The sequence below is a fragment of the Microbacterium soli genome (genome assembly GCF_039539005.1).
Classification (GTDB): domain Bacteria; phylum Actinomycetota; class Actinomycetes; order Actinomycetales; family Microbacteriaceae; genus Microbacterium; species Microbacterium soli.
Genome location: NZ_BAABCP010000001.1, coordinates 1,873,013 through 1,892,839, shown reverse-complemented (window position 1 = coordinate 1,892,839; position 19,827 = coordinate 1,873,013). Strand labels below are relative to the sequence as shown.

Below are 19,827 nucleotides of genomic sequence, written 5' to 3'. Positions count from 1 at the left end.
GAGCTGGTCCCCGTCCTCCTCTCCCGCCCGCCCGTCATCCAGGAGACGCCATGACCGCATCCGCCCTCACCGTGCTGTTCGTCTGCGTGCACAACGCCGGACGCTCCCGGATGGCCGCCGGCTTCCTGCAGGAGCTCGTCGGCGACCGCGTCGACGTGCGCTCGGCGGGCTCCGAGCCGAAGGACGCGATCAATCCGGTCGCGATCCGGGCGATGGCGGAGGTCGGGATCGACATCACCGCGGGCGAGCCGAAGCTGCTCACCGTGGACGCCGTCGAGCAGGCGGATGTCGTCATCACGATGGGATGCGGGGATGCCTGCCCGATCTTCCCCGGCAAGCGCTACGAGGACTGGCGGCTCGATGACCCGGCGGGCCTCGACATCGAGCACGTGCGCCCGATCCGCGACGAGATCCGCGCGCGCGTGGAGGCCCTCATCGCCGAGCTCCTGCCGTGATCCCGCTGCTCAGGTGGCGCAGACCGCCGCTTCTCGCACGATGACGCGGCAGCAGGCGCGACAGGAGCGCGCACGACCCGCCCGCGCGACCCGCGCGCCCCTCTCGCGCGCGGCGGCCGTCGGTGCCAGGATGAGCACCATCCCGACAACACGGAGGCGGCCATGTCCACGGCATCCGAGACCACGAGTTCGGCGCTGATCGAGCGCACCGGCATCGAGATCATCCCCGAGTCCGAGCGCACCGCCCGGCCCCGGGACCTGTTCTGGCCGTGGTTCGCGGCCAACGTCTCGGTGTTCGGGATGAGCTACGGGTCGTTCGTGCTGGGCTTCGGCATCTCGCTGTGGCAGGCGACGGTCGTCTCGGTCATCGGGATCATCGTGTCGTTCCTGCTGTGCGGTCTCATCGCGATCGCCGGCAAGCGCGGGTCGACGCCGACCATGATCCTCTCCCGCACGGCGTTCGGCGTGCAGGGTCAGAAGCTGCCCGGCATCGTCTCCTGGCTCACCTCGATCGGCTGGGAGACGTCGCTGGCGATCACCGCCGTGCTCGCCACGACCACGGTGTTCCGCAGCCTGGGCTGGCTCAGCGAGGACGACGAGGCGGTGGGGCTGAAGATCGTGGCGACCGTCGCCGTCGCCGCCCTCATCGTCGCGGCATCCGTGCTCGGCTATCACACGATCATGAGGCTGCAGTCGGTGCTCACCTGGCTCACCGGTGCGATGACGGTGCTGTTCCTCGTGCTCACCTTCGGGAGCATCGACTGGGCGGCGGCGTTCTCGCGCCCCGACGGCACCTTCGCGCAGACCATCGGCGCCCTGGTGATGGTGATGACCGGGTTCGGTCTGGGCTGGATCAACATCGCCGCGGACTGGTCCCGGTACCAGAAGCGCACGGCCTCGGACGGGCAGATCGTCGCCTGGAACACCATCGGCGGTGCGGTCGCGCCCGTCATCCTCGTCTTCTTCGGCCTGCTGCTGGCGGGCTCCGATCAGGAGCTGTCGGATGCCGTGGGCAACGACCCCATCGGGGCTCTGGCCACACTGCTGCCGGCGTGGGTGCTCGTGCCCTTCCTCATCGTCGCGATCCTCACCCTCGTCTCCGGCGCCGTGCTGGGCATCTACTCCTCGGGTCTCACGCTGCTGAGCCTCGGCATCCGCATCCCGCGCCCGGCCGCCGCCGGCATCGACGGCGTGATCCTCACGGCCGGGACGATCTTCGTGGTGTTCTTCGCGACGAGCTTCATCGGGCCGTTCCAGTCCTTCCTCATCACGCTCGGCGTGCCGATGGCGTCATGGGCGGGCATCCTCATCGCCGACATCCTGCGCCGCCGCCGCGACTACGACGAGGAGGCGCTCTTCGATTCGCGCGGCCGCTACGGCGCGGTCGACTGGACCTCGATCATCACCATGGTCGTCGCGACGGTGATCGGCTGGGGATTCGTGATGAACCAGATCCCGGACACGCCGTGGAACGACTGGCAGGGCTACTTCCTCGACCTGTTCGGGTGGCGCGACGACTGGGGCTACGCGAACCTCGGCGTGCTGTTCGCGCTGGTGCTGTCGTTCGTCGTGACCTGGTTCGCCCGCGCCGGGCGGATCCGCAGGCAGGAGGCCGACGCATGACGGATGCGGCGGCCGGACCCGGCGGTTGGCTGGTCGTCATCGACCCGCAGCACATCTTCGCCTCCCCCGACTCGGAATGGGGATCGCCGTTCTTCGCGGGCGCCATGGTGAACATCCGGCGGCTCGCCGACGCGCACGGCGAGCGCGTGCTGGTCACGCGCTGGCTGCCCACCGCCGACCGCACCACGTCCTGGGGCGAGTACTTCGCCGCGTGGCCGTTCGCCGACAGGCCGGCATCCGACGCCCTGTACGACCTGGTCCCGGATGCCGAGGGGCTGTCCCCGCATCCGACCCTGGACCTGCCGACCTTCGGCAAGTGGGGCCCCGAGCTCGAGGCCGTCGTCGGACGGGGTGCGCACGTCGTGCTCACCGGGGTGTCCACCGACTGCTGCGTGCTCTCCACGGCTCTGGCCGCAGCGGATGCCGGGGCGCGCCTGACCGTCGCGACCGACGCGTGCGCGGGATCGACGGCGGAGAACCATGCGGCGGCGCTGCACGTGATGGGCCTGTACCCGCCGCAGATCGCGCTGGCCGACACGGCGGGCGTCCTCGCGGAGGCGCGCTGAGAGGCGCCGTCGGCGCTCCGCAGAGGCGCCGCAGTCAGCGTGCGGCGGGAGGCTCGGGCACGTGCCGCTCGGGCAGGTGCAGGCGCGCCAGGTAGCGGTCCGCCCGGGCCGGGGCGCGTCGCCGGTCCAGACGCGACACGAGGATCACCACGGCGGTGGTCAGCGGGATCGCCCAGGCGGCGGGCTGGGCGAGGGCGGCGGAGACGAACCCCGCATCCGCGCCGAGCATGCTGGAGCCCAGCAGGGACAGCCCGCAGGTCAGCGCGCCCACCGCCATCCCCGTCGCCGCGCCGCGCGCCGTGAGCCCTCGCCACCACACGCCCAGCAGGATCACCGGTGTGAGGCTGGTCGCCGCGACGAGGAACACCGTCCCGACGCTGGAGACCAGTGCCTCGGGCCCCGTCAGCAGCGCGACCCCCAGCGGCACCGCCGCGCACAGCACCGCCGAGAGGCGGAACGAGCGCACCGAGCCGTCGAAGACGTCCTGGCTGATCACGCCCGCGAGCGAGACCACCAGCCCCGACGAGGTCGACAGGAACGCCGCGAACGCCCCCGCCACGACGAGGGCCGTCAGCACCATCCCGACCGGGCCGGGGAGGATGCGGGAGGGCAGCGCGAGCACGACCGTGTCCGCGAGGCCCGGCTGCGCCAGATCCGGTGCCGCCACCCGGGCGATCAGGCCCAGGGTCCCCGAGACCGCGTAGAACGCGCCGATCATGCCCACCACGAGCACGGTCGTGCGGCGGGCCGAACCGCCGTCGGGGCTCGTGTAGAAGCGCACCAGCACGTGCGGCAGCCCGATCGTCCCCAGCAGCAGCGCGATCATGAGCGAGGTCGTGGAGTACGCATCCGTTGCCGACGGCCCCACCTCGATCGGGAAGGCGAGCACCGGCTCCAGGGAGGGCTCGCGGCCCGAGAGCACGATCAGCAGCACCACTGCCGGCACCAGCAGCGCCGTGAGCTTCAGCCAGTACTGCATGGCCTGCACCACGGTGATGGCCCGCATGCCGCCGGCGGCGACGATGCCGCTGACCACGGCCGCCACGATGACCGCCCCCACCCACGGCGGCAGGTCGGCGACGACCCGCAGCGTCAGCGAGGCGCCGTGCAGCTGCGGCACGATGTACAGCCAGCCGATCACCAGCACGAGCAGGCTGGACAGCCGACGGGCGCCGCGCGACTCCAGTCGCGCCTCGATGAAGTCCGGCAGCGTGTACGCGCCGCTGCGCCGCAGCGGCGCGGCGACGAACAGCAGGAGCAGCAGGTAGCCCGCCGCGTACCCGATCGGGAACCAGAACCCGTCCGCCCCCACCAGCAGCACCAGGCCGGACAGCCCCAGGAACGTGCCGGCGGAGAGGTACTCGCCGCTGATCGCGGAGGCGTTCCACACCGACCGCACGCTGCGGGAGGCCACGAAGAAGTCGCTCGTCGTGCGGCTCAGGCGCACGCCCATGACGCCCAGCACGACCGTCATGACCACCACGAGCACGACGGCGGCGAGATCCCAGGCGGCGTTCATGGCGTCGTCCCCCGTCCGTCGTCGGCGAGTGCGCGGTAGCGGCGCTCGTTGCGGGCCGCGCCGCGCGCGTAGATGACGGCGAAGACGAGGATGACAGGGTAGAACGCGTACGCCTGCAGCAGCCACGACAGCGGAACCCCGAACAGGACGGGGTCGGCCGTGCGCGCGATGATCATCACCATGAGCGTCAGCACGACGCCCACCAGCAGGAACCCCGCCAGGCATCCGGCCGCCAGGCGCAGCTGCGCCCGGATCAGTCCGTTCAGGAACACCGTGCCGGCCTCGCTCACCGGCGACCCCGGCAGGGCGATCCCCGATGTGACGACGTCGTCGGCCGGTGCGGCCTGCTGCTCGGCGGTCACCCGCACGCGCCGCGCCCGATCCGCGGCCGACAGCCGGGTGCTGCCGTCGTCGGGGCTCACCGTCGCTCCGTCCGCACCAGCCGGCTGCGCACGGCGGGGATGAGCCGCCTGCTCACCGGCAGCTCGACCTCCGCCAGGATCACCGCCGGCGAGGATCCAGCCAGGCGCACCTCGGTGACCGCGTCCACGTGCACGAGGTATGAGCGGTGCACGCGCACGAACCCCGCGTGCTCCCAGCGCTCCTCGAGCTCGGAGATCGGCATCCGAACGAGATGGCTGTGCCCTGCTGCCGTCCACAGCCGGGAGTAGTCGCCCTCGGCCTTCACCCAGCGCACGTCTCCGCGCCGGATCAGCCGCACGCTCTGACCGACCGTGACCGGCACGGTCTCGGCGTCCTCGGTCTCGCCCGCCTCCGCGCCCTGACGCACGGCGAGCACCCGGTCGACGGCGCGGCGCAGCCGCTCGGGGCGGATGGGCTTGAGCACGTAGTCGACAGCGCGCACGTCGAACGCCTCCAGCGCACCGGCATCGTCGGCGGTGACGAACACGATCACGGGCCGCTGCGCGAACCTGTCCAGTGCGCGGGCGAGGTCGAAGCCGCTCAGGCCCGGCATGTGGATGTCGAGGAACACGGCGTCGACGGCCGTCGTCGACAGCGTCCGCAGGGCGTCGGCGCCGCCGGATGCCCGGTGGATCGCCCCGATCCTCGCATCCGCCTCCAGGAACGCGGCCAGCTCCGCCAGGGCGGGCGGCTCGTCGTCGGCGACCAGCACGTCCAGGATCACGGCGCGTCCGTCTCATGCAGCGGCTGCGACTTCGGTATCCGCATCCGGATCATGGTACCCGCGCCGATGTTCGTCTCCACGGTCAGTCCCCCGCCCGGGCCGTACACGCGGCGCAGCCGGGTGTCGACGTTGCGCAGGCCCACGTGCGTCGTGAGGAGAGGGCCGGAGAGCGCCTGACGCACCTGCTCCGGGTCCATGCCCGCTCCGTCGTCCTCCACCGAGATCTCGGTGTGGGTGACCTCGTCGTCCGCGGCGATGACGATCCGCCCGCCCTCGGCGAGCGGCTCCAGCCCGTGCCGCACGGCGTTCTCGACGAGCGGCTGCACGGACAGGAACGGGATCACCGTCGACAGCGTCTCCGGTGCGATCCGCAGCCGCACGTCGAGACGGTCGCCGAAGCGGGCGCGCTCCAGCTCGAGGTAGTGCCGGATGCCGACGAGCTCCTGCGCGAGGGTGGTGAACTCGCCCTCTTGCCGGAACGAGTACCGGGTGAAGTCCGCGAAGTCCAGCACGAGCGTGCGGGCCCGCTCGGGGTCCGTGGTGATGAAGGAGGCGATGGCCGCGAGCGAGTTGTAGATGAAATGCGGGCTGATCTGCGCGCGCAGCGCGCGCAGCTCCGCCTCGGCGAGGCCCGCGCGGGATGCCTCCAGCTCGGTCAGCACGATCTGCGTGGCGCACCACTCCGCGACCTCCCCCGTCGCGCGCACCAGGGGCCCGCGCACAGTCTCGGCGAAGGCGACGAGCACGCCGCGCACCTCGCCGTCGACGATCATGGGCGCACCGACCGCCTCGCCCGGCGTGCCGTCGCGGGAGCCGCGGCGGGGGAACACCTGCCTGCGGCCGGTGCTGCGCACCTGCTCCGCGATCCGCCGGGCCGAGGTCTCCAGCCCTGCGATGGTGCCGTCGGTGGCGACCTCCGCATCACCGTCCCCGCCGAGCAGGACGGCCACGGCCTGCGCGCCCAGCAGGGTCCGCAGGTGGCGGGCGGCGCGGGCGGAGTCGGGGGTCTCGCCGCCGCGCAGCTCGGCGGCGGCGAGACCGGCGATGTGCAGCGTGCGCGAGGTGGCCCGCTCCACCTCCCCGCCGAGATCCCGCGAACCCTTGGCCAGGCTGCGCACGAGGACGAGGGTGAGGGCCAGCAGCACTCCCGCCACAACGCCGATCGCACCGGCGAGCACCGTCTGCTCCGTCATGCGCTCATGATACGGCGGCACACGGGACCCGCCTCCGCCCGCACGACGGGATCAGATCCGCGGCGGGGTCAGCAGCACCGCGCACCGGGATTGCGGTCCTGGTCGGCCATCCGGTCGCGCCAGAACTGGCGTTCGGTGGGGATCTCGGCATCCGGATGATGCGCGCGCTGGTGGGCGACGAACACCTCGTAGTCCCGATCGCCCATGAGCGTCGTGACGTACCAGCGCACGGCTGCGGCGGCGCCCCGCACGCGCTGCCAGACAGCGCGTGCGGGGCGGACGGCGGATGCCGTGCTCGCGGCGGCGAGGACCATCAGCGCCTCGCCGCCTTCGGGGCGTCCTGCGCGAGGTCGTGGTCGCGCCACCGCTTCTCCAGCTCGCGCTCGGCGCGCGTGGTGACGAGCCCGGCGGGGGCGAAGCGCCGCGACGGCGACGCCGGGTCCTCGCCCGCGTCGTCGACGGCTCCCGTGCGGATGGCCTTGATCGCGACGCCGACGGCGATCGCCATGACGATGATGGTGAGCGCCACGAACACGATCGACAGCGTGCCCTGCACGGCCGTGTTGCGGATGACCGCATCCACCACCTCCGGGCTGCCGAGGCTCCCGTCGCCGGCGGCCTGCGCGGCACGGTACTTGGCGTTGTTGGCCCAGTAGCCGATGCCAGGGACCGGCGAGAAGATCTTGTACAGCGACGCGGTGATGGTGATCACGGCCGTGAACGCCAGCGGCAGGCCGATGATCCACAGCCAGCGCACGTACGAGCGCCCGCGCTTGGCGACGATGGCGAACACCACCGCCAGGGCGATGCCGGCCAGCAGCTGGTTGGCGATGCCGAACAGCGGGAAGAAGGTGTTGATCCCGCCCAGCGGGTCCGTCACCCCGAGAATGAGGATGTATCCCCATCCCGCGACCATGATGGCCGTGCAGATCCACACGCCCGGACGCCAGCTGACGTCACGGAAGCGCGGCAGGAAGGCGCCGATGGAGTCCTGCAGCATGAAGCGCGCCACGCGGGTGCCTGCGTCGACGGCGGTGAGGATGAACAGCGCCTCGAACATGATGGCGAAGTGGTACCAGAAGCCCATGATGGCCGGACCGCCGATGAGCTGGTGCATGATGTGCGCGAGGCCCAGTGCCAGCGTGGGCGCGCCGCCGGTGCGCGAGACGATGCTCTCCTCGCCGACGGCGGCGGCCGTGGAGCTGAGCATGTCCGGCGTGACGTCGACACCCATGAGCCCGAGCGAGTTCACGAACGCCGCGGCGTTCTCCACCGTGCCGCCGGTCAGCGCCGCCGGCGCGTTCATGGCGAAGTAGATGCCCTGGTCGATGGAGATCGCGGCGACCAGCGCCATGATGGCGACGAACGACTCCATGAGCATGCCGCCGTAGCCGATGAACTTGGTCTGCCGCTCCTTCTCGATGAGCTTGGGCGTGGTGCCGGAGGAGATCAGCGCGTGGAAGCCGGAGAGCGCCCCGCAGGCGATCGTCACGAACAGGAACGGGAACAGCGCTCCGGAGAACACCGGGCCGAGCCCGGTCTCGGCGAACTCCGTGAACGCGGGGACGGAGATCTCCGGGCGCACGAGGACGATGGCGCCGGCGAGCATGACGATCACGCCGACCTTCATGAACGTGGACAGGTAGTCGCGCGGGGCCAGCAGCAGCCAGACGGGCAGGATCGCGGCGACGAAGCCGTACACGATGATGGCCCAGGCGATGGTCGTGCGGTCCAGGGTGAAGACGGCCTGGCCCCACTCGGTGCCGGCGACGGCGCCGCCGCCGATGATGGCGGCGATCAGCAGCACGAAGCCGATGAGGGAGACCTCGGTGACCCGCCCGGGCCGCAGGTAGCGCAGGTACACGCCCATGAACAGGGCGATCGGCAGCGTCATGCCGACGCTGAACACGCCCCAGGGGCTCTCCCCCAGCGCGTTGACGACGACCAGCGCGAGGATCGCGATGATGATGACCATGATCAGCAGCGAGGCGATGATGGCGGCGGTGCCGCCGAACCTGCCCAGCACGTCGCGGGCCATCTGGCCGATGGAGCGCCCGCTGCGGCGCATGGAGAAGAACAGCACGGTGTAGTCCTGCACGGCCCCGGCCAGCACGACGCCGACGATGATCCAGATGGTGCCGGGCAGGAACCCCATCTGGGCGGCCAGCACCGGGCCCACGAGCGGACCGGCGCCGGCGATCGCGGCGAAGTGGTGTCCGTACAGCACGCGACGGTCGGTGGGGACGAAGTCCTTGCCGTCCTCGAGGACCTCGGCGGGCGTGGCCCGCCTGTCATTCGGGCGCAGCAGGTGCTTCTCGATGACCTCGGCGTAGAACCGGTAGCCGATCAGGTAGGTGCACACGGCGGCGAACACGAACCAGATCGCGTTGACGGTCTCGCCGCGCACGATGGCCAGCATGGTCCAGGCGACCGCCCCCAGCAGGGCGATGGCCGTCCACAGCAGGATCTTCGGCAGGCTCCAGCGGGATTCGCGGGTGCGCTCGGCCTCGGATAGGGCGACGGGTGGCAGGGCGGGATCCTGCGCGGGGATGCTGTCGGCACCCCTTCCTCTCGGGGAGAGAGCTGTCATGGGTATCTCCTTCGACGCGCGACATTGCGTGTGGTCAGGATAGGAATCCGTCGCAGACTCGGGTGGCGGGCGGAGACGACCGGTCCGACTGTGCGACGAACGGCGGCGGATCGGCGACGAACGGTGTCGGACGGACGGTACGACACCGTTCAATTTCATTATTGTGACGCTCGACACGAGAGTGATATCGTCGCGATCATGAGCAACGAAGCGAACGAGCGCGCACTCGAAGAGGGCATCGTCACCGACCTGCGGGGCAGGATGACCTACGGGTCCTACCTCGATCTGGACCGGCTGCTCGGCGCACAGCATCCGGTCTCCGTCCCCGAGCACCACGACGAGATGCTGTTCATCATCCAGCACCAGACCACGGAGCTGTGGCTCAAGCTCATGCTGCACGAGCTGGGCAGGGCCCGCGACCTGCTGGCCGCCGACGACCTGCGCGAGGCGCTCAAGCCCATCGCCCGCGTCAAGCACATCCAGGACGTCATCACCCGGCAGTGGTCGGTGCTGGCGACCCTCACCCCCACCGAGTACGCGCAGTTCCGCGGGTTCCTCGGCAACGCCTCCGGGTTCCAGTCCGTGCAGTACCGCGGCGTCGAGTTCGCACTGGGCAACAAGAACGAGAAGATGCTGAGCCTGTTCCGCAGCCATCCCGAGAACCTCGCGCTGCTGACCGCGGAATGGGAGCGCCCGACGCTGTACGACGAGTTCCTGCGGCTGGTCGCCCGCCGGGGGCTGCCGGTGCCGGCATCCGTCCTGGAGCGGGACGTGCGCCTGCCGTACCGCGAGACGCCCGAGCTGATCCCAGTCATCCGCGAGGTGTACGAGAACCCCCACGAGCACTGGGAGCTGTACGAGGCCTGCGAGGAGCTCGTCGACGTGGAGGACAACTTCCAGTTCTGGCGGTTCCGCCACCTGCGCACCGTGTCGCGCACGATCGGCATGAAGAAGGGCACCGGCGGATCCACGGGCGTGGACTTCCTGCAGCGCGCGCTGAGCCTGACCTTCTTCCCCGAGCTGTACAGCGTCCGCACCGAGATCGGGCGATGACCGGCATCCGTCGCGAAGACGGCGGAATCGTCACCGGCCGCTTCACCGACCATCACGTGCACCTGCAGCTCGTCGACCACACGCTGCCGGCGGGCTCGCTGCTCGGACGGGTGATCGATCTCGGCGGCGACCCCGCGGTGCTCGCCGCCCTCGCCGGCGGCACGGCGGGCGTGCGAGTCGAGTACGCGGGGGCATTCCTCACGGCGCCCGGCGGGTACCCGTCCGACCGCGCGTGGGCGCCGCCCGGGGCGGTGCAGGAGATCGCGGATGCCGAGGCCGCGGCCGCCGCGGTGGACGGCCTCGCCGCAGCCGGGGCCTCGTGGATCAAAGTCGCCCTGCACAGTGAGGCGGGTCCCGTGCTCGACGACGACGCCGTGCGCGCCGTCGTCTCGGCCGCCGCCGCGCACGGGCTCCCCGTCATCGCGCACGCCGAGGGCACGGGCCAGGCGCAGCGCGCAGCGCGCCTGGGCGCCGCACGCCTCGCGCATGCCCCGTTCACCGAGCGGCTTACCGACGACGAGATCGCCGTGCAGGCGGCATCCGTGCAGTGGATCTCCACGCTCGCCGTGCACGACCCTACGCAGCGGGCGATCGCCGTCGACAACGTCCGCCGCTTCGCCGACGCCGGCGGCACCGTGCTGTACGGCACCGACATGGGCAACGGCGACACCCCCGTCGACCTCAGCGCCCGCGAGCTCGACGCCCTCCGCGAGGCCGGCGTCGACGGCGACCGTCTGCTGCGCGCGCTGACCCCGCTCCCCCATGATGACACCCGACTCCTCCTGCCCGGAGGGGACCCCGCACGCGCCCGGCTGCTGACCGGCGCCGACCTGGAGACATGACATGACCGCGACCGCCGACCTGATGGACCGCGCCCGCCTGCTCGACGAGGCCGACCCCCTCGCCCACCACCTGCCGGCCTTCGCCGACGCGCCCGGCGTCATCGCCTACCTCGACGGCAACTCGCTGGGCCGGCCGCTGCGGGAGCTTCCGGAGACCGTCGGCGCGTTCATCCGCGACGACTGGGGGACCCGGCTGATCCGCTCCTGGGACGAGCAGTGGATGGAGCTGCCGATGGTGCTCGGCGACCGCATCGCCGAGGTCGCACTCGGCGCCGCCGCCGGCCAGACCGTCGTCGCCGACTCCACGAGCGTGCTGCTGTACAAGCTCATGCGCGCCGCCGTCGCCGCGCGTCCGGGGCGGGACGAGATCGTGATCGAGGCCGGGAACTTCCCCACCGACAGGTTCATCGCCGCGGGCGTCGCGCAGGAGACCGGTGCGACGCTGCGCTGGGTGGAGCCGGACGCCGTCACGGGCGTGACGGGCGCGGACGTGGCGGCCGTCGTCTCCGAGCGCACCGCGCTGGTCGTGCTCAGTCACGTCGACTACCGCTCCGGCGCCCTCGCGGACATGCCCGCCATCACGGAGCTCGTCCACGACGCCGGGGCCCTGATGCTGTGGGACCTGTGCCACTCCGTGGGCGTCGTGCCGATGCGGCTCGACGAGTGGGGCGTGGACATCGCGGTGGGCTGCACGTACAAGTACCTCAACGGCGGGCCGGGCTCGCCCGCCTTCGCGTACCTGCGCGCCGAGCACCAGGGCCGGCTCACCCAGCCCATCCACGGCTGGTGGGGCGCGGCGGACATCTTCGCGATGGGGCCGGAGTACGCGCCCGTGGGCGGCATCCGTCAGCTGCTCAGCGGAACGCCGCCGGTGATGTCGATGCTGGCCATGCAGCCCATGCTCGATCGCATCGCGGATGCCGGGATCGACGCCGTGCGCGCCAAGTCGGTCTCGCTGACGGACTTCGCCGTGCAGGCGTACGACGAGCTCCTCGCGCCGCACGGGGTGCGGCTGCTGAGCCCCAGGGACGCCGCGCACCGCGGTGGGCACATCACGATCGGGCACGACACGTTCCAGGAGATCACCAAGACGCTGTGGGCGGGCGGCGTCATCCCCGACTTCCGCTTCCCCGACGGCATCCGGCTCGGGCTGTCGCCGCTGAGCACCTCCCACGAGGAGACGCTGCGCGGCGTCCTCGCCGTGCGCGACGCGCTGGCATGACCGGCCCCGAACGCCCCGCAGCACCGGGGCCCGCCCGACCGGACCCGACCGGCCCAGTGCTCGACGACATCGACGCCCGGCCCGGCAGCACCACGTCCCTGCTGCGCACGGTCATCGGCCTGTACCTGCGCAGACTGGGCGGGTCGATCACCTCGGCCGCGCTGGTCGCCCTCGCGGGCGACCTCGGCATCCCCGCCGCCCGCGCCCGCACCGCCATCACCCGGCTCAAGCAGCACGGCCTGCTGCACGGCGCGGGCCCCGGATCGCTCGCGCTGAACCCGGCGGCCGTCGGGATGCTCGAGCGCGGAGACAAGCGCATCTTCACGGTGCGCACGATGCGCGCAGGCGACGAATGGCTGCTCGTGTCGGCGACCATCCCCGAGACGCGGCGCGACCTGCGGCACCGGCTGCGGCGCAGACTGCAGTTCATCGGCGCGGGCGCGGTCTCCCCCGGGCTGTGGATCCTGCCCGGGCACCTCGACGCGGAGGTCGAGGAGCTGCTCGACGAGATCGGTGCACGGGCGTTCGCCACACTCTTCCGCACCGCCGACCCCCGGCCGGCCGTGCCGCTGGCCGACGCCGTCGCCGACTGGTGGGATCTTCGCGCGCTGCGCGCCGAGCACGAGCGGTTCCTGGCATCCGTCGCCGCCGCAGGATCCGCCGCGCCGTTCGACGCGTACGTGCGCCTCATCGACAGCTGGCGGGTGCTGCCCTACACCGACCCCGGCCTTCCCGCCGCGCTCCTCCCCGCCGACTGGCCCGGCGCTCGCAGCACGGAGGTGTTCACACGGCTGTCGGACCGGCTGTCGGATCCGGCGTGGCGGCATGTGCGCTCCGCCGTCGCACCCGCCGCCGCTCTGCGGAGATGAGCGCCCCCGCTGCCCGCGGGTCATCAGCCGGTGCCGATCACCCGCGGCTGCGGGTCAGGGCAATCTGTTGGCGGCCGCGAGGGCCGCGGTGAGCTCCTCGGCGTTCTGCCGCACCCCGTAGCCGGGGCGGTCGCGCTCGATGCGCCAGGACTGGCTGAGCGGGCCGATGTTGACGGTGTCGAAGCCGAGCTCGTCGTACAGGCGCGTCACGAACGCCACGGCCTCCGCGTCGTCGCCGGCCGTGGCCAGTGCACGGCGGTTCGCGGTGCCCGCGGGGGCGCCGTCGGTGGTGATGGCGCTCGCGTAGATGTGGTTGAAGGCCTTCGCGACCCTGGCGCCCGCGAAATGCCGCTGGACGATCTCGGAGGTGGTGGTCTCGCCGCGGTCGAGCTCGTCGATGTGCCCGTCGCGCTCGAAGTAGTAATTGTTGGTGTCGAGCACGATCTTGCCGACGAGGGGCTCGGCGGGGATCTGCGGGATCGCGTGCAGGGGCACGGTGACGACGACCGCGTCGCCGGCACGACCCGCCTCCTCGGCCGTCGCGGCCCTGGCCTTCGGCCCGAGCTCCGCCACGAGGTCGGCGAGGGTCTCCGGCCCGCGCGAGTTCGCGATCACCACGTCGTACCCTGCCTTCACGGCCGCCCGAGCGACCTGACTGCCGATGTTCCCCGCGCCGATGATTCCCAGTGTGGTCATACTGCGGCGAACACTCCCCGCCCAGTCTGTATTCCCCGCCCGGGCCCCGAGAGGGAGCGGGATGTTTCGCCTTGTTTCCGTGCGGATCGACGTCGGCGGCAGCCGGACGTAGCCTCGGACCACCGATCAAGAGGAGACCGCCGTGACCAGCCCGCGCAACCGCCTTTCACCCTTCGAGGTGAATGAGCGTGCTGCGTGCATGTGCGACCACGGCCACACGTGCTCCTCGTTCGCACCGGGGCACGCACTGCACCTCATCCAGGCCCGGATGGCTGCGGCGACGCCGCTCGGCTGGGCGGACGCCCTCGTCACGGACGCCGACCCGGTATCCGGCGTCCTTCATCTGCGCACTCTGGACGGCGAGGCCGTGACGGTCTGGAACGCCGGGGGAGCCGCGCTGGAGGCGCCATCAGGCGCACCCGTGGCGCTGCACCGCGACTACGGGGTGCTGGCGATCGGCACGGCGCGCTACAACGTGGCACGCTGAGGAGCGCGGGCGACGGCGCGCCTCAGGACGCCTGCTTCATCATCGACTCGCGCATCGCCGCGCAGGCGTCCATGCAGGCCCGGCACGCCTGCGCGCACATCCGGCAGACCTCGCTCATGTCGGCGTGATCCATGCACTTGTCCATGGCGTACTGGCACATGGCCGCACAGGCGTCGAGCATCGCCATCATCACCGCCGGCGTCATGCCCTGCATCCGCATCATGCCGCGCATCATGGTGCCCGCCATGTCGGCGCAGTTCATGCACGCGGGTGCGCAGTCCATCCGCTGCATCGAGCAGATCGTGCAGGCCTGCTCGCAGGCCGAACACGCGTCCATGCAGGCCTGCAGGACAGCCATGTCCATCATCTCCATGCCCGGCATCCGCAGGTTCTTGGACATCTCGTCCATCATCATCGAGTCCATCGCACACCGCTCCTCGTCATCGGCTCGCGCCGGCTGCAAGCGGGCAGGTCGACCCGCCTGAGGTCAGCGTACGCTCGGACGGCCCGCGCGTCGATGGGAGGAGGTAGTGTCTGCCTGTGACCTCGTTCACCCCGCTGCAGCGACTGGTCGTCGCGGTCGCCATCCTCGCGTCGTTCGTGACGTTCCTGGACGGCACGGTCGTCACCGTCGCCCTCCCGGCGATCAGTCGCGAGCTCGGCGGCGGCATCGCCACACAGCAGTGGGTCGTCGACGCCTACCTCATCACCCTGAGCGCGCTCATCCTGCTCGCGGGCTCGGTCTCCGACGCGTACGGCCGCGTCACGGTCATGCGGGTCGGCCTGATCGCGTTCGGTGCGGCATCGGTCGCGGTGGCCCTCGCCCCGGATCCGCTCGTGCTGATCATCGCCAGAGCGGCGCAGGGCGCGGCGGGCGCCCTGCTGGTGCCGAGCTCGCTGGCGCTGATCACCTCGGTCATGCGCGGCGAGGTGCAGGCCCGCGCGATCGGGGTGTGGACGGCAGTGACCACCGCCGCGCAGATGATCGGGCCGCTCATGGGCGGCCTGTTCGTGGACCTGCTGTCCTGGCGGTTCGTCTTCCTCATCAACGTGCTGCCCATCGCGGTGAACCTGATCCTGCTGCGCAGGCTCGCTCTTCCCGGTCACGAGCGCTCGATCCGCGTGGACTGGACCAGCGGCGTGCTGTGCGCGCTGGGGCTGGGCGGTCTGGTGTTCTCGCTCATCGAGCAGGGGCGGATGGGCTGGACGTCACCGGTGATCTGGGGGCCGGGCGTCGCGGGAATCGTGCTGATGATGCTCTTCCTGTTCCGGCAGAGATCGGATGCCGCGTTGCTGCCGCTGTCGCTGTTCGGCGTGCGCAACTTCGCATGGGGCAACCTCTCCACGCTGTTCGTGTACGCCGCACTGTCGCTCAACGGCTTCGTGATCGGCGTCTACCTGCAGCAGGGACCGGGGCTGAGCGCGACGGCGGCGGGCCTGGCGAGCCTGCCCATCACGATCCTCATGATCCTGCTCAGCTCCCGCGCAGGGGCCTGGGCGGGGCGCCTGGGCCCGCGCCTGTTCATGACGATCGGGCCGCTGCTGATGGCGGCGGGCGCCGCGCTGCTGCTCACCGTCGCGACGGAGTTCGACTACTGGTGGCAGGTGCTGCCGAGCATGCTCGTGCTCGGCCTGGGGCTGGCGCTGACCGTCGCACCGCTGACCTCGACCATCCTCGGAGCCATCGACGAGCGCCGCAGCGGCATCGCCTCGGCGGTGAACAACGCGGTCTCCCGCGTGGCGGGCCTGCTGGTGGTGGCGCTGCTGTCGACGATCGTCGGCGGGACCCTCGACCTGGACGGCTTCCACAGTGCGGCCTGGGTCACCGCCGCGCTGTTCGCCGCGGGCGGCGTGGTGTCGTGGATCGGCATCCGCCGGGCTCCGGCGACGGCGAGCACGGGGGCCACCGCCCCCGGCACGCCCGGGTGAACCGGGGTCCGGTCCGTCAGGCCGGGACGCCGAACGCGTGCCGGCGTCTGATCGCCACGGTGGCATCGGAGGCGAGGAACGCCAGCACCTCGGCGGCTCCCGCCGAGTCGGCGGATGCCGTGGCCACAGCCCCCGCGAAGACGGTGTCGATCGCGCAGTCGTCCGGGAGGCGCCCGAGGATGCGGATGCCGGGCTGACCGACCAGTTCGCTCAGCTGCTGGAAGCCGAGGTCGACATCGCCCGAGGAGAGGGACGCCGCCACGGGGATGCCGGATCGCGCCTGCACGAGCCCGCCGTCGAGCTCGTCGGCGAGACCCCATTCCTCGATCATGCGCAGCAGTGCGGTGCCACTGGGGCCGGTCGAGTATCCGATCCGACGGGCCGATCGCAGGGCGTCCCGCAGCTGCGCGGCATCCGCGAACGCGATCCCTTCCTGTAGCGGTGCCGACACGACGGAGGGGTCCGGTACGGCGGCGGCCGTCTGCGACAGCATGAGCGGTCTGACGGTCGCGGCGTCCACGTGGCCGGCATCCGCCAGTCTTCCCAGTGCGCCGGCGGCGAGGAGGACGAGGTCGAACAGCTCGCCGTCCGCCACGCGGGAGGCGGCATCCACTCCCCCGACCGACTCGAGTCGAACGCGAGGCAGACCCGCCTGCGCCGCCGCGGCGAACAGGTCAGTGAGCGCGTGGCGCGTGGCCATGGACGAGATCGCCTTCATGCGGCGTCCTCGAAGGTCTCCGCGTCGACCTCGGCGATCATGGTGTTCAGGTCCATGTCGAGCACGGCCCGGCGCTGGACGGGGTTCAGGTCCCAGTCGTCGAGGTAACCGGCCTGGTCGTCGAGGAAGCGTTCGCGGTTCTCGGGCTTCATGAGCGACATCGCGAACTGGTATGGCTTGTCGAGCGCCATGATCATGCTCCTTCGGAGAGTCCGGATCACGCCCAGTACAGGCGAGACGGGTTGTCGACGAGCATCTTCCGCTGCAGCTCGGGCGTCGTCGCGATCCGGGGGATGTAGTCGACCATCAGCCCGTCGTCGGGCATGTGGTCGGTGAGGTTGGGGTGGGGCCAGTCGGTCCCCCACAGCACGCGGTCGGGGAACTCCTCGACCACACGACGGGCGAACGGCACGACGTCGACGTACGCCTGCTGCTCGCCGTCCAGGGCGCGCGGCCCGGTGACGCTCAGCCGCTCGGGACACGTGACCTTGGTCCACACGCGGGGATTCTCGCGCATGAAGCGCAGGAAGAGCCCGAACTCCGGGCCGTCCGGGTCCTTGGTGACGTCGGGTCTGCCCATGTGGTCGACGACGATGTCGGTGGGGATGCCGGAGAAGAAGTCGTAGAGCTCGGGGAGGTCCGCGGCCTCGAAGTAGATGACGACATGCCACCCGAGGGGGGCGATCTTCGCGACGATCTCCTCGAGCGAATCGATGGGCACCCGATCGACGAGGCGCTTGACGAAGTTGAAGCGCACGCCCCGCACACCGGCCGCGTGCAGGTCGGCGAGCTCGTGATCGGTGACATCGCGCCGCACCGTGGCCACGCCGCGGGCACGACCCTCGCTGCGCTGCAGCGCGTCGACGAGCGCGCGATTGTCGGCGCCGTGGCAGGTGGCCTGCACGATGACGTTGCGCGTGAAGCCGAGGTGGTCCCGCAGCGCGAAAAGCTGCTCGGCGGACGCGTCGCACGGGGTGTACTTCCGCTCGGGCGCGTAGGGGAACCGCTCGCCGGGGCCGAAGACGTGGCAGTGCGCGTCGACGGCGCCCTCGGGCAGCCGGAATGTCGGGGAGGTCGGCCCGTCGTACCAGTCCAGCCAGCCCTCGGTCTTGGTGAATCCGCCGCTGGTGCCGCCGTGCGCGGATGCAGTGTCCGGCATGCGTCAGTCCTCCACGTACTCCAGGCCGGCGGCTGCGAGCGGCTCGCGCATTCCGTACAGGTCCAGGCCCAGCACACCGCTGCGGAACTTCTCCCGCTTGGACTCCTCATTGTCCTCGCGCTTCTGCGCGGCATCCGCCACCGCACCCACGAGCTCGCGCGGGACGACGACGACGCCGTCCACGTCGGCGACGACGACGTCGCCCGGGTTGACGAGCGCGTTGGCGACGACGACGGGGATGTTCACGGAGCCGAGCGTGGCCTTCACGGTGCCCTTGGCGTTGATGGCCCGGGAGAAGACCGGGAAGTCCATCTTCTCCAGATCCGCGACGTCGCGCACGCCTCCGTCGATCACCAGGCCCCGGCAGCCGCGTGAGACGAGGGAGGTCGCCAGCAGCTCGCCGAAGAAGCCGTCCTCGCTCTCGGTCGTGCAGCCGGCGACGACGACGTCGCCGTCCTGCACCTGCTCCGCGGCGACGTGCATCATCCAGTTGTCACCGGGCTGGAGCAGGACCGTGACGGCGGGCCCGCACAGCCGTGCACCGTGGTACGCCGGACGGATGTAGGGGCGCAGGAGACCGACCCGGCCCATCGCCTCGTGAACGGTGGCGACCCCGAAGCGGGACAGCCGGGCCACGTCGTCGGGGTCGGGGCGCGGGATGCTGGTGCGGACGATGCCGAGGTTGTTCAGACGCATGAGGCGGGCCTTTCAGAGTCCGCGCGCAGCGAGCGCGCGATCCAGCCGCGGGTAGACGCGGCGCGCGTTGCCCTCGAACACGGCCCGTCGCCGGGCATCGTCGAGGTTCGGTGTGGCGTCGACGTAGCGCTTGGTGTCGTCGAAGTAGTGCCCGCTGCGAGGATCGACGTCGCGGACGGCGCCGATCATCTCGCTGGCGAAGAGGATGTTGCCGGCGGGGATCACCTCGGTGAGCAGATCGATGCCCGGCTGATGGTACACGCAGGTGTCGAAGTAGACGTTGTTCAGCAGGTGCTCCTCGAGCTCCGGACGGCCCAGCGCCATCGCCAGCCCGCGGAATCGCCCCCAGTGGTAGGGCACCGCTCCGCCGCCGTGCGGGATGACGAGCTTCAGGTCCGGGAAGTCGCGGAACAGGTCGCCCTTGATCAGCTGCATGACGGCGGTCGTGTCGGCGCCGAGGTAGTGGTCGCCGGTGGTGTGGAAGACATCCGGCCGGCAGGTGGTGCTCACGTGCACCATCGCGGGCAGCTGATATTCGACGAGCTTCTCGTAGATCGGGTACCAGGCGCGATCAGTCAGCGCGGGCGCGGACCAGGTCCCACCCGATGGATCGGGGTTGATGTTCACCGCCACGGCGCCGAGCTCCTCGACGGCGCGAACCAGTTCCGGCACACTGGTGGCGGGGTCGGCGGCGGGGGACTGCGGGAGCATCGCCCCCATCATGAAGCGGTCCGGGAACAGTCCGCTCACGCGCGCCACGAGATCGTTGCAGATGCGGGCCCAGGTCTCGCTGACGGCGAGGTCCCCGATGTGGTGGGCCATGAACGAGGCGCGCGGGCTGAAGACGGTGATGTCGCTGCCCCGCTCGTTCATGAGGCGCAGCTGGTTGGCCTCGATGCTCTCGCGGATGTCGTCGTCGCTGATGCGCAGGGCGGCCGGGTCCGGCGCGTCGCCGTCGCCCCTCGTGAACGCGATCTGCAGGTCGCGCCAGGCGCCGAGCGATGCGGGGGCTGTCGTGTAGTGGCCATGGATGTCGATGATCAACGTGTGTCGTCCTTGTCAC

The 19,827-nt window shown here is 71.2% G+C and carries 22 protein-coding genes; 9 read left to right on the top strand and 13 right to left on the bottom strand.

Annotation, left to right across the window (positions count from 1 at the left end):
• Positions 1–50 precede the first annotated feature (50 nt).
• The 3 genes from ABD770_RS08760 to ABD770_RS08750 all read left to right on the top strand — a co-directional run bounded on the left by ABD770_RS08760 (position 51) and on the right by ABD770_RS08750 (position 2,644).
• A complete protein-coding gene (locus ABD770_RS08760) occupies positions 51–455 on the top strand; it encodes an arsenate reductase ArsC (RefSeq protein WP_344819164.1) in 405 nt (134 codons plus the stop codon).
• 162 nt (positions 456–617) lie between these two features.
• On the top strand, positions 618–2,078 hold the full coding sequence (locus ABD770_RS08755) for a purine-cytosine permease family protein (protein ID WP_344819163.1): 1,461 nt from the start codon (positions 618–620) through the stop codon (positions 2,076–2,078).
• Positions 2,075–2,644: a cysteine hydrolase family protein gene (locus ABD770_RS08750; RefSeq protein WP_344819162.1), complete on the top strand. Its 570-nt coding sequence runs from the start codon at positions 2,075–2,077 to the stop codon at positions 2,642–2,644. The genes ABD770_RS08755 and ABD770_RS08750 overlap by 4 nt, the downstream gene beginning before the upstream one ends.
• A gap of 34 nt (positions 2,645–2,678) precedes the next feature.
• On the opposite strand, the gene ABD770_RS08745 is transcribed toward ABD770_RS08750, so the two are convergent.
• The 6 genes from ABD770_RS08745 to ABD770_RS08720 form a co-directional block, all read right to left on the bottom strand.
• Positions 2,679–4,163, bottom strand: a complete 1,485-nt coding sequence (locus ABD770_RS08745; protein WP_344819161.1) for a sodium/solute symporter — start codon at positions 4,161–4,163, stop codon at positions 2,679–2,681.
• Positions 4,160–4,585 carry a heavy metal transporter gene (locus tag ABD770_RS08740; protein WP_344819160.1) on the bottom strand — a complete coding sequence of 142 codons (426 nt, stop codon included), beginning with the start codon at positions 4,583–4,585 and terminating at the stop codon, positions 4,160–4,162. Before ABD770_RS08740 ends, ABD770_RS08745 begins: the two co-directional genes overlap by 4 nt.
• Positions 4,582–5,307, bottom strand: a complete 726-nt coding sequence (locus ABD770_RS08735; RefSeq protein ID WP_344819897.1) for a LytR/AlgR family response regulator transcription factor — start codon at positions 5,305–5,307, stop codon at positions 4,582–4,584. The genes ABD770_RS08740 and ABD770_RS08735 overlap by 4 nt, the downstream gene beginning before the upstream one ends.
• Positions 5,307–6,503 carry a sensor histidine kinase gene (locus tag ABD770_RS08730; RefSeq protein WP_344819159.1) on the bottom strand — a complete coding sequence of 399 codons (1,197 nt, stop codon included), beginning with the start codon at positions 6,501–6,503 and terminating at the stop codon, positions 5,307–5,309. The genes ABD770_RS08735 and ABD770_RS08730 overlap by 1 nt, the downstream gene beginning before the upstream one ends.
• Positions 6,504–6,571: 68 nt before the next feature.
• Entirely contained in the window at positions 6,572–6,817 is a 246-nt protein-coding gene (locus tag ABD770_RS08725; RefSeq protein ID WP_344819158.1) for a YbdD/YjiX family protein, read from the bottom strand.
• Entirely contained in the window at positions 6,817–9,093 is a 2,277-nt protein-coding gene (locus tag ABD770_RS08720) for a carbon starvation CstA family protein (RefSeq protein ID WP_344819157.1), read from the bottom strand. Before ABD770_RS08720 ends, ABD770_RS08725 begins: the two co-directional genes overlap by 1 nt.
• Positions 9,094–9,291: 198 nt before the next feature.
• On the opposite strand from ABD770_RS08720, the gene ABD770_RS08715 reads away from it, so the two are divergent.
• Genes ABD770_RS08715 through ABD770_RS08700 form a run of 4 tightly spaced genes read left to right on the top strand, consistent with a single transcriptional unit; the run spans position 9,292 to position 13,079 of the window.
• Positions 9,292–10,146, top strand: coding sequence for a tryptophan 2,3-dioxygenase (locus ABD770_RS08715; protein ID WP_344819156.1), 855 nt, complete (start codon positions 9,292–9,294; stop codon positions 10,144–10,146).
• A complete protein-coding gene (locus tag ABD770_RS08710; RefSeq protein ID WP_344819155.1) occupies positions 10,143–10,988 on the top strand; it encodes a hydrolase in 846 nt (281 codons plus the stop codon). The genes ABD770_RS08715 and ABD770_RS08710 overlap by 4 nt, the downstream gene beginning before the upstream one ends.
• A gap of 1 nt (position 10,989) precedes the next feature.
• Positions 10,990–12,210, top strand: coding sequence for a kynureninase (locus tag ABD770_RS08705; protein WP_344819154.1), 1,221 nt, complete (start codon positions 10,990–10,992; stop codon positions 12,208–12,210).
• Positions 12,207–13,079 carry a PaaX family transcriptional regulator gene (locus tag ABD770_RS08700; protein WP_344819153.1) on the top strand — a complete coding sequence of 291 codons (873 nt, stop codon included), beginning with the start codon at positions 12,207–12,209 and terminating at the stop codon, positions 13,077–13,079. The genes ABD770_RS08705 and ABD770_RS08700 overlap by 4 nt, the downstream gene beginning before the upstream one ends.
• Positions 13,080–13,133: 54 nt before the next feature.
• Here the strand turns inward: ABD770_RS08700 and ABD770_RS08695 are convergent, their stop codons facing one another.
• Positions 13,134–13,775 carry an NADPH-dependent F420 reductase gene (locus tag ABD770_RS08695; protein ID WP_344819151.1) on the bottom strand — a complete coding sequence of 214 codons (642 nt, stop codon included), beginning with the start codon at positions 13,773–13,775 and terminating at the stop codon, positions 13,134–13,136.
• Positions 13,776–13,917: 142 nt separating this feature from the next.
• On the opposite strand from ABD770_RS08695, the gene ABD770_RS08690 reads away from it, so the two are divergent.
• Positions 13,918–14,262 (top strand): hypothetical protein, encoded by a 345-nt coding sequence (locus ABD770_RS08690; RefSeq protein ID WP_344819150.1) that lies wholly within the window; start codon positions 13,918–13,920, stop codon positions 14,260–14,262.
• A 22-nt stretch (positions 14,263–14,284) separates the two neighbouring features.
• On the opposite strand, the gene ABD770_RS08685 is transcribed toward ABD770_RS08690, so the two are convergent.
• Positions 14,285–14,677 carry a four-helix bundle copper-binding protein gene (locus tag ABD770_RS08685; protein ID WP_344819149.1) on the bottom strand — a complete coding sequence of 131 codons (393 nt, stop codon included), beginning with the start codon at positions 14,675–14,677 and terminating at the stop codon, positions 14,285–14,287.
• Positions 14,678–14,802: 125 nt separating this feature from the next.
• On the opposite strand from ABD770_RS08685, the gene ABD770_RS08680 reads away from it, so the two are divergent.
• Positions 14,803–16,191, top strand: a complete 1,389-nt coding sequence (locus ABD770_RS08680) for an MFS transporter (RefSeq protein ID WP_344819148.1) — start codon at positions 14,803–14,805, stop codon at positions 16,189–16,191.
• 16 nt (positions 16,192–16,207) lie between these two features.
• Here the strand turns inward: ABD770_RS08680 and ABD770_RS08675 are convergent, their stop codons facing one another.
• The 5 genes from ABD770_RS08675 to ABD770_RS08655 are packed head-to-tail and all read right to left on the bottom strand — an operon-like array spanning position 16,208 to position 19,808.
• Positions 16,208–16,909 carry a substrate-binding domain-containing protein gene (locus ABD770_RS08675; protein WP_344819147.1) on the bottom strand — a complete coding sequence of 234 codons (702 nt, stop codon included), beginning with the start codon at positions 16,907–16,909 and terminating at the stop codon, positions 16,208–16,210.
• Positions 16,906–17,100 carry a hypothetical protein gene (locus tag ABD770_RS08670; RefSeq protein ID WP_344819146.1) on the bottom strand — a complete coding sequence of 65 codons (195 nt, stop codon included), beginning with the start codon at positions 17,098–17,100 and terminating at the stop codon, positions 16,906–16,908. The genes ABD770_RS08675 and ABD770_RS08670 overlap by 4 nt, the downstream gene beginning before the upstream one ends.
• A gap of 26 nt (positions 17,101–17,126) precedes the next feature.
• Positions 17,127–18,068, bottom strand: a complete 942-nt coding sequence (locus ABD770_RS08665; RefSeq protein ID WP_344819145.1) for an amidohydrolase family protein — start codon at positions 18,066–18,068, stop codon at positions 17,127–17,129.
• A gap of 3 nt (positions 18,069–18,071) precedes the next feature.
• A complete protein-coding gene (gene ligK, locus ABD770_RS08660) occupies positions 18,072–18,764 on the bottom strand; it encodes a 4-carboxy-4-hydroxy-2-oxoadipate aldolase/oxaloacetate decarboxylase (protein ID WP_344819144.1) in 693 nt (230 codons plus the stop codon).
• Positions 18,765–18,776: 12 nt separating this feature from the next.
• Positions 18,777–19,808: an amidohydrolase family protein gene (locus tag ABD770_RS08655; RefSeq protein WP_344819143.1), complete on the bottom strand. Its 1,032-nt coding sequence runs from the start codon at positions 19,806–19,808 to the stop codon at positions 18,777–18,779.
• Positions 19,809–19,827: the final 19 nt, after the last annotated feature.

Bases quoted from the DNA above. Each gene is read 5' to 3' on its own strand.
- ABD770_RS08665 (WP_344819145.1), bottom strand. From the start codon at position 18,068: ATGCCGGACACTGCATCCGCGCACGGCGGCACCAGCGGCGGATTCACC.
- ABD770_RS08745 (WP_344819161.1), bottom strand. From the start codon at position 4,163: ATGAACGCCGCCTGGGATCTCGCCGCCGTCGTGCTCGTGGTGGTCATG.
- ABD770_RS08695 (WP_344819151.1), bottom strand. From the start codon at position 13,775: ATGACCACACTGGGAATCATCGGCGCGGGGAACATCGGCAGTCAGGTC.
- ABD770_RS08755 (WP_344819163.1), top strand. From the start codon at position 618: ATGTCCACGGCATCCGAGACCACGAGTTCGGCGCTGATCGAGCGCACC.
- ABD770_RS08700 (WP_344819153.1), top strand. From the start codon at position 12,207: ATGACCGGCCCCGAACGCCCCGCAGCACCGGGGCCCGCCCGACCGGAC.
- ABD770_RS08725 (WP_344819158.1), bottom strand. From the start codon at position 6,817: ATGGTCCTCGCCGCCGCGAGCACGGCATCCGCCGTCCGCCCCGCACGC.
- ABD770_RS08705 (WP_344819154.1), top strand. From the start codon at position 10,990: ATGACCGCGACCGCCGACCTGATGGACCGCGCCCGCCTGCTCGACGAG.
- ABD770_RS08760 (WP_344819164.1), top strand. From the start codon at position 51: ATGACCGCATCCGCCCTCACCGTGCTGTTCGTCTGCGTGCACAACGCC.
- ABD770_RS08715 (WP_344819156.1), top strand. From the start codon at position 9,292: ATGAGCAACGAAGCGAACGAGCGCGCACTCGAAGAGGGCATCGTCACC.
- ABD770_RS08675 (WP_344819147.1), bottom strand. From the start codon at position 16,909: ATGAAGGCGATCTCGTCCATGGCCACGCGCCACGCGCTCACTGACCTG.
- ABD770_RS08670 (WP_344819146.1), bottom strand. From the start codon at position 17,100: ATGGCGCTCGACAAGCCATACCAGTTCGCGATGTCGCTCATGAAGCCC.
- ABD770_RS08685 (WP_344819149.1), bottom strand. From the start codon at position 14,677: ATGATGATGGACGAGATGTCCAAGAACCTGCGGATGCCGGGCATGGAG.
- ABD770_RS08720 (WP_344819157.1), bottom strand. From the start codon at position 9,093: ATGACAGCTCTCTCCCCGAGAGGAAGGGGTGCCGACAGCATCCCCGCG.
- ABD770_RS08750 (WP_344819162.1), top strand. From the start codon at position 2,075: ATGACGGATGCGGCGGCCGGACCCGGCGGTTGGCTGGTCGTCATCGAC.
- ABD770_RS08730 (WP_344819159.1), bottom strand. From the start codon at position 6,503: ATGACGGAGCAGACGGTGCTCGCCGGTGCGATCGGCGTTGTGGCGGGA.
- ligK (WP_344819144.1), bottom strand. From the start codon at position 18,764: ATGCGTCTGAACAACCTCGGCATCGTCCGCACCAGCATCCCGCGCCCC.
- ABD770_RS08710 (WP_344819155.1), top strand. From the start codon at position 10,143: ATGACCGGCATCCGTCGCGAAGACGGCGGAATCGTCACCGGCCGCTTC.